Source organism: Methanoregula sp. (assembly GCF_035543475.1).
Taxonomy (GTDB): Archaea; Halobacteriota; Methanomicrobia; order Methanomicrobiales; family Methanospirillaceae; genus Methanoregula.
The window spans coordinates 23,068-29,926 of record NZ_DATKKA010000012.1; the positions used below are offsets into that span (position 1 = coordinate 23,068).

Below are 6,859 nucleotides of genomic sequence, written 5' to 3' on the forward strand. Positions count from 1 at the left end.
GAATATTTTATTCCACCACGGCATTATGCTAGATAGAGACAAAGGGTGCTTTTTATGCCGAACACCGAGCCGTTGATCGTCTATACCCTCGAGACCTGTCCGCACTGCGTCATGCTCAAGAATGCCTTGAAAAAGGGCGGACATGCATTTTCCGAGCGCGACCTCTCCACTGCCGAGGCCCTGACCGAGCTCCGGGTGAACGGGGTCTTTGTCAACGAGGCCCCCGTACTCCAGCGGGGCGATGACTTCTATACCACGGATGACCTTTTCCCGGGCGGAGCGCTTGACGAGAAAAAACTCGGTGCGATAGTCTCGGGTGCGTAATGGCTGCGCAGCGGGAGACCCGGCAGCTGACCTTTGATGGCGGCTTTTCCCCAGCCCTCCCCTATGTCCGGACAACTGACGGCCATATTGTTGAGTGGAACCGCAACCGGATCGCAGAACAGATCGTAAAAGAGACGAAACTCGTTGAAACCTTTTACGGGTACGAGGGGGCTGACCCGGCGACCGCACAGGAGATCGCCCGCGAGATTGAGCAGCGCATCCTTGCCCTGGACCTCAAGTCCCTCTCGGGCCCGCTCATCCGCGAGATCATGAACATGACCCTGCTCGAAAAGGGCATGGTCCGGTACCGGAATGTCTGCACCCGGGTCGGGACACCGGTGTACGATGCGCACCTGATCGATGTGGGAAAAGGCTTTGAGTCCCACGAGAACGCAAACCTCCAGGAGAATGCCGAGACCAGCCACAAGAAGAAGGCGGACAAGATCTCAAAAGAGCAGTACCTCCTCCAGCTCCCCCCGGAGCTTGCCGATCACCACCTCTCGGGCGAGATGCACATTCACGACCTCGAGTACTTCGGGACCCGGCCATTCTGCCAGGACTGGGACCTGCGCTATTTCTTCTACTATGGCCTGATGCCCGATGGCAACGGGACGAAAGCCTCGGTGGCCGGCCCGGCAAAACGGGCCGAGGTTGCTATCCTCCACGCGGTAAAAGCGCTCGGGAGCGCCCAGACAAATTTTGCCGGCGGGCAGGGCTACTATAACTTCCTCACCTTCCTTGCGCCGTACATGGAAGGGATGGCTTATGACGAGATCAAGCAGAACATGCAGATGTTCGTCTACGAGATGACACAGATGATGGTGGCCCGGGGCGGCCAGCTCGTTTTCTCGTCCGTCCAGCTCTCGCCCGGTGTTCCCACGCTCTGGCAGGACAAGCCCTGCATCTTCAAGGGAAAGATCTGGGACGGGAAGCTCGCCCCGCGCCGGACGTACGGTGAGTTCGAACGCGAGGTCCGGCTCCTTTTCAAGGCGCTCATGGAGGTGATGATCGAGGGAGATTACTGGGGCAAGCCCTTCAACTTCCCCAAGCCCGAGATCAGTATCGAGCCTGATTTCATAAACGAGCGCGAGGCGTTCAACGCGGCTCACCCGGATCTCCCCACCTACCGTGATCTCTACCTCATGACGTTCGAGCTTGCGTCCAAGTTCGGGACGCCCTACTATGACAACCAGCTCCCGGCCTACCGGGGGGCAGGCAAGGGGATCTCCTGCTACCAGTGCTGCGCCTACCAGTTCTCCGCCGTGGCCGACAAGGACTCGGATTTTGACAAGAAACTCTTCTTCGAGGGCGGGCGGCACTTCTCGATGGGTTCGTGGCAGGTGGTCTCGGTGAACTGCCCGCGGGCGGCCTACAAAGCGGAAGGGAGCGACGAACGGCTCTTTGCCGAGCTGCGTGCCCTCATGGACGTGGCCGTGGAACTCTTCCGGATCAAGCGCCGGTGGATGGATATTATCCGGGAGAACGGCAGGATGCCGTTTGCCATGCAGCGGCCAAAGGACCCCAACACCGGCGAGTGCGGGGCGGTTGCCGTGGATCTCGAAGGCCTCGTGTACACGATTGGCGTTGTAGGGGTCAACGAGATGGTCCAGCACCACACGGGCAACCAGGTGCACGAGTCAAAGGCCGCGTTCAAACTCGCGGTCCGGGCCATGACCGAGATGGAGCTCTATGCCCGCACGCTCTCGGAGAAGCACCACATGACGATCGCGCTCGCACGGACGCCGGCCGAGACCACGGGACAGCGTTTTGCCGTGGCCGACCTCATTGACCGGCGCTACCATGACGCGGCGGCAAAAGTGATCAAGGGCGACCTCGAGTACGCGCTCGGGAACCTGGGCAGGAGCCGGGACCTCCCCGTCTATTACACGAACGGTACCCACGTGGCACCGGGCGCCGATATCCCGCTCACCAGACGCATGGAGATCGAGAACGTCTTCTTCCCCATCGTGGATGGCGGGAACATCTTCCACATCTGGCTCGGCGAGGCCCGGCCCGATCCCCGCGGCCTCATGGACATGGCAATGAACCTCTGCCGGAATACGCAGATCGGGTACTTCGCATTCACCCGGGACCTGACGGTCTCCCTCCGGCAGTTCCGCGAGTTCAGGCCGGAAAAGAAGGCAGAAGGCCCGTGGATGCCGGCAGATGTACCTGCAAAGGCGTAACTTTTTTCTTTCTTTTTTCTGGGAGGCGCCCATTTACGGCAATCCGGCGAACGCCGGTAGACGTTCCCCTGAGGAATGCATGCGTAAAAAAAGAGTGATTACAGGTAGTCCGGGACCTTCCGGAGCGTGATGTCCATCACGCCGCGGTGCACCCGGTACGTACTGTGGATGATGTCGATGGGCTTTTCCAGGTCTATGGTCGTCGTACTGTCATCGACACAGATCCGGACCTCCTGCGGCTGGATGTCCGCATAGGGAGCGTGCTCCGCATCGGGCGGGATCGCGGCGGTGATGAAGATGTGGGTATCGGATTCCAGTACCTCATACGGGATGTCGTCGTCGCTATTGTCAGCTCCGTCAACAAAGATGCCGGGTTCGCCGGGGACATGCCGGGTCACGATGGTATACCCGATGACACGGGCATGTTCGGCTTCGGGCATATTCCGCACGATCTCCTCTACAATCCGGGAGAGGTTGCCAAACACTTCATCGTAGGGGTTATTGGGATTGGTCTGCATGGACTCCTCTGAGTGTAATCCGGTTCTTCGATCTCGATACGATTCCTCTCTTTGCAAATTCGTCCAGCACCGGTTCGAGTTCATCCGGTGTGCACCCGGTAACTTCCCGCAGTTCATCGGGAGTCAGGGGCTCATGGGAGAGGGCGACTGCAACAGATAGTTCTCGTTCGCTCCTGAATAAATCGTTATGGTTGCGGGCAAGGTCGGTCAGTTTCGTATCGATGTCGTGGTTGAGCTGTTCTAAGTGAGCGATCAGCTGGTCGTGGGCCTGCACCATCTTTGCGAGCATGATAACGGCCTGCCGGGTCCGTTCGTTCTCCGCATTTCTTCCGGCCTTCTCTTCAGTAACCACCTGGAGGCTGCGCAGGGAAACGTCAACGAGGATATCGTTTGCAAGGTAGTAGTACTTGCGCCGCCGGTCATCCATCTGGCAGGAGAGGATCTCTTCCCGCTCCATGAGCTGGAGGTGCTCGATGACGGCCTTGGGGGAGATCATCAGCGTCTCCGATATTTCGGTGACAAAGCAGGGTTTCTGCCGCAACAGACCGATGATGCGCCGCCGGTTCCGGTTCCCGAGAATGTCGAGTAGCCGGGCGATTTCCGCGAGGTCCTCCATGTTTACTTTATGTTAGTGTTGTCAGGATATAAAGAAATCTGGGAGGGGGTTCTGTAAAGTTGTCGTGACTTCGTGGCTTAAATCATGGCGCTTTCTTTGCGTTCCCCGTTCGATAATCTCCTTTTTAATCTCTTCATAAATTTGCTTGACTCGCTCCACTCTTTCATTATCTGGAGGGTGTGAATCAAATCCAATAAATTCTTCGTATTTCCTGAATATGTAATTTGAAAAGGACTCTTTTCTGCAGTTTCTGCATTTTTTAGACAATTCAAAATAAGCTTTTTGAACCTGATACCAGATGACAGTAGGGTTTACTTCTGTCAATGTTTTAACAGCAAATTCGTCGGCACGATATTCAGTATCCCAGTAGGGTTCCGGGTGAGATTTGTGGTAATATTCAACAGAGCACCACATCCCGCAACCAAATAAAACAAGATACGCAATTGGCAATTCACGGAACACTTGGAAACAAACCAACCCGATGGATACGCAAAATGCAATAATTATAGGGAGAAAAATCCACAAACCCCTTTTATTTCTTCTTGCCTCTATCTCCACCGGTGGATTTCTTAAATGTCCCTCTTCGTGTAGCAAAACCAACAAAATTTGTTCATAATTTAAATAATGCACAATACACGGATCATAAAAAATTTTGTCCTTTTCCGCTCGAAAATTACAGAACTCTTTCGTGTTTGGTAAAATCTGCCTATCGGGGTTATTGATTATTTCTTTAAAGATATTTACCGTTCTGTTAAACTCCTCCTCGTCCATAGTTGTACGATGGGACTGCAATATAAAAATATATTAGATTTTATTTCCCCGCCGTTGCGAGCGAGATCATAGTCATCCAACGGTTGCCGGTTAAATCCAGCGGGATATTCGCCATCTGCGCCGGCATTATTCCGTTAATACCCTGATGGGGCCGGATATAATCGTAATACGTCTGCATCTCCTTCCCCTTAAAATCCACCCCCGAAAACTACAATTGCCCGAAAAAGAGAAGGAACCGGTATGGTAGGGACCGAAGAGGCACAATTTATCACACAAACATTCAGTAAGCCTACCCTGTTTGCAAAACTGAAAAGAAGACTCAGGCGGTTGTTTACCAGCAGCGCGGGGATTATCACGATGCGCAACCGGTTGATCATGGAATATAAGCCGCTTTTTACAAGAAGGGTTGAAATAGATGCCCTGGATTTTGAGGATGCCTGGTCCAAACAAATGATCATCGATCATTTCGACGAGCGGATCAAAACATTGCCGGATGAGGTCATCCTTGACCTTTACGGAGATTATGTACAAGCAGGAGCCATGAAAACAATACCGGGAAGAAATGCCGTCAACAATTACATCTTACATTTTCTTGAGCTCAGCTATAGCCGCGACGGCTGGTTTGATAAAGAGAAAATGGGCGCAATGAGCCGGAAAAAGAAGTTCTGATGTTGGTATATCGTTCACGCTCCCCGGTATATCGCGGATGATCCAACATAATTTAATCTCAGCAAGGTGAAGATTGGGCATGAGGTTGTTCCTCATTGGGATGGTCACCCTGGTTTTTCTTACCGCAGGATGTTTGTCCCCCATTCCCCTGAGCAAACAAACGATCCCTCTTAACCAACCCTACGTAGTTCAAACCTCCGATTATTCATTTACCGCGTATGTCAGTCAGATACATGTCCAGGAAAATGGAACGGTGGTCAAACTCGACCTCACCGTTCAAAATACAGGAAACCAGGGAACGACCCTCGCAAGCTTGCCGGAATTAATTGATCCGGCCGGTGAGGAATATGAGGGAACGGAGCTCTTCTACAGCCGGTTTACGGGGGGCCACGCCTTGACGGAGACAGACACGATATATCTCCCTCCCGGCACCTATGACACGCTCAAACAGAACGCTATCCTCCACGTCCGGTTCCAGGGGGCCGATCCATTGCCATTTGACGCATACTGGGCGATTGACTTTACAAAATTACCGCAATAATTCTCTCACTGTTGCGCCGGGCCCTCCCTGGATCCTGGAAGGTGGAACGTTGCACGCTGCCGGTTCAGGATAAACAGGTATCCCTCTGAATGCGGGATCAAGCGGGATTGCGAAGTATTGTGCACAATTTGCCCGGCCCATAAAAACAAAAAAAGAATTATTTTTTGAGGTGCGTGATGAACTGCCTGTTCACCGCATCCCAGTTCACGAGGTTCCAGAACGCCTCGATATACTTTGCCCGGTCGTTCTTGTAATCCAGATAGTACGCGTGCTCCCAGACATCGAGCACCATGAGGATCCGGAAACCCGGGTACACGTTCACGTTGTGTTTCTCGATCTGGTTGATCAGGAGCCGGGGAGTGGTCGTGCTCGCGGTAAGCGCTGCCCAACCGGATCCTTCCGCACCCGATGCCGCTGCGGTAAACTCCTTTTTGAACCGCTCGAATGATCCGAACTCTTCATCGATCGCCCGGGCCAGTTCCCCTTTCGGCTGCCCGCCGCCACCTTTCCCGGCCGGGGCCAGGTTCTCCCAGAATATGGTGTGGAGCCGGTATCCCCCGATGTGGAACGAGAGCTCCTTTAAGGTAGCCTTAATGTCAAGATCCGCTTTCTCCTTCCTTGCCTTGTCCAGCTTCTCAAAGATTGCATTTGCACCGGTCACGTATGCCTGGTGATGCTTGGTGTGGTGCAGGGTAAGCTGCTCCTTAGAGATATGCGGTTCAAGCGCCGCGTAATCGTACGGCAGCTTGGGAAGTGTATACAGTTTCTCGTTTGCCATGCACATCATCTCCCGAATGGGATACACGATACTATCCTCTCCCCCCTATTTGATGTACGGTATGGAGGCAGGAAGCGAAAAAAAGAGTTACTCGAAGAGCCGGTAGTTCGGCGCTTCATCGGTGATTAGGATGTTATGCGGGTGGCTCTCGGTCATGCCGGCATTGGTGATCCGGACAAACCGTGCTTTCTTGTGCATCTCCTCAATTGTCGCGGAACCGGTATAGCCCATCGCGGACTTCAGGCCGCCCACGAGCTGGTAGATGACCTCGCCCACGTGCCCCACATATGGTGTGACACCCTCGACGCCCTCGGGCACGAACTTTGTGGCCCCGATCCCCTTCTTCTGGAAGTACCGGTCGCTGGACTGCCCTGAGCTCATGACCCCGAGAGAACCCATGCCCCGGTACTGCTTGTAGCGCCGGCCCTTGATGGTGATCACCTTGCCCGGCGCCTC

9 protein-coding genes are annotated in these 6,859 nt (G+C 54.1%); 4 read left to right on the plus strand and 5 right to left on the minus strand.

What is annotated here, in order from left to right; translation table 11 throughout:
• The first annotated feature begins 54 nt into the window (after window positions 1–54).
• Window positions 55–324, plus strand: a complete 270-nt coding sequence (locus tag VMS83_RS05675) for a glutaredoxin family protein (RefSeq protein WP_325410724.1) — start codon at window positions 55–57, stop codon at window positions 322–324.
• The gene (gene nrdD, locus VMS83_RS05680; protein ID WP_325410726.1) at window positions 324–2,510 is read left to right on the plus strand and encodes an anaerobic ribonucleoside-triphosphate reductase; all 2,187 of its coding nucleotides are present in this window, start codon (window positions 324–326) and stop codon (window positions 2,508–2,510) included. The genes VMS83_RS05675 and nrdD overlap by 1 nt, the downstream gene beginning before the upstream one ends.
• A gap of 98 nt (window positions 2,511–2,608) precedes the next feature.
• On the opposite strand, the gene VMS83_RS05685 is transcribed toward nrdD, so the two are convergent.
• From VMS83_RS05685 to VMS83_RS05695, 3 genes are read right to left on the minus strand one after another with little or no spacing between them, the layout of a single operon-like run.
• Window positions 2,609–3,028, minus strand: coding sequence for a hypothetical protein (locus VMS83_RS05685; RefSeq protein WP_325410728.1), 420 nt, complete (start codon window positions 3,026–3,028; stop codon window positions 2,609–2,611).
• Window positions 3,009–3,644 carry an ArsR family transcriptional regulator gene (locus VMS83_RS05690; RefSeq protein ID WP_325410730.1) on the minus strand — a complete coding sequence of 212 codons (636 nt, stop codon included), beginning with the start codon at window positions 3,642–3,644 and terminating at the stop codon, window positions 3,009–3,011. The genes VMS83_RS05685 and VMS83_RS05690 overlap by 20 nt, the downstream gene beginning before the upstream one ends.
• 21 nt (window positions 3,645–3,665) lie before the next feature.
• Complete coding sequence (locus VMS83_RS05695; RefSeq protein ID WP_325410731.1) at window positions 3,666–4,415, minus strand: hypothetical protein; 750 nt, start codon at window positions 4,413–4,415, stop codon at window positions 3,666–3,668.
• Between the two features lie 240 nt (window positions 4,416–4,655).
• Here VMS83_RS05695 and VMS83_RS05700 point away from each other — a divergent pair, with 240 nt between their 5' ends.
• Together VMS83_RS05700 and VMS83_RS05705 are read left to right on the plus strand one after the other, a co-directional pair.
• Window positions 4,656–5,084 (plus strand): hypothetical protein, encoded by a 429-nt coding sequence (locus VMS83_RS05700; protein ID WP_325410733.1) that lies wholly within the window; start codon window positions 4,656–4,658, stop codon window positions 5,082–5,084.
• Between the two features lie 100 nt (window positions 5,085–5,184).
• Window positions 5,185–5,625 (plus strand): hypothetical protein, encoded by a 441-nt coding sequence (locus VMS83_RS05705; protein ID WP_325410735.1) that lies wholly within the window; start codon window positions 5,185–5,187, stop codon window positions 5,623–5,625.
• A gap of 157 nt (window positions 5,626–5,782) precedes the next feature.
• Here the strand turns inward: VMS83_RS05705 and VMS83_RS05710 are convergent, their stop codons facing one another.
• Both VMS83_RS05710 and VMS83_RS05715 read right to left on the minus strand, forming a co-directional pair.
• Window positions 5,783–6,403, minus strand: a complete 621-nt coding sequence (locus tag VMS83_RS05710) for a superoxide dismutase (protein WP_325410737.1) — start codon at window positions 6,401–6,403, stop codon at window positions 5,783–5,785.
• 87 nt (window positions 6,404–6,490) lie between these two features.
• Window positions 6,491–6,859: IMP dehydrogenase (locus VMS83_RS05715; RefSeq protein ID WP_325410739.1), on the minus strand; the 369-nt coding region annotated here is incomplete at its 5' end.

Coding starts and splice junctions, on each gene's coding strand:
- VMS83_RS05700 (WP_325410733.1), top strand. CDS start 4,656: ATGGTAGGGACCGAAGAGGCACAATTTATCACACAAACATTCAGTAAG.
- nrdD (WP_325410726.1), top strand. CDS start 324: ATGGCTGCGCAGCGGGAGACCCGGCAGCTGACCTTTGATGGCGGCTTT.
- VMS83_RS05690 (WP_325410730.1), bottom strand. CDS start 3,644: ATGGAGGACCTCGCGGAAATCGCCCGGCTACTCGACATTCTCGGGAAC.
- VMS83_RS05675 (WP_325410724.1), top strand. CDS start 55: ATGCCGAACACCGAGCCGTTGATCGTCTATACCCTCGAGACCTGTCCG.
- VMS83_RS05710 (WP_325410737.1), bottom strand. CDS start 6,403: ATGGCAAACGAGAAACTGTATACACTTCCCAAGCTGCCGTACGATTAC.
- VMS83_RS05685 (WP_325410728.1), bottom strand. CDS start 3,028: ATGCAGACCAATCCCAATAACCCCTACGATGAAGTGTTTGGCAACCTC.
- VMS83_RS05705 (WP_325410735.1), top strand. CDS start 5,185: ATGGTCACCCTGGTTTTTCTTACCGCAGGATGTTTGTCCCCCATTCCC.
- VMS83_RS05695 (WP_325410731.1), bottom strand. CDS start 4,415: ATGGACGAGGAGGAGTTTAACAGAACGGTAAATATCTTTAAAGAAATA.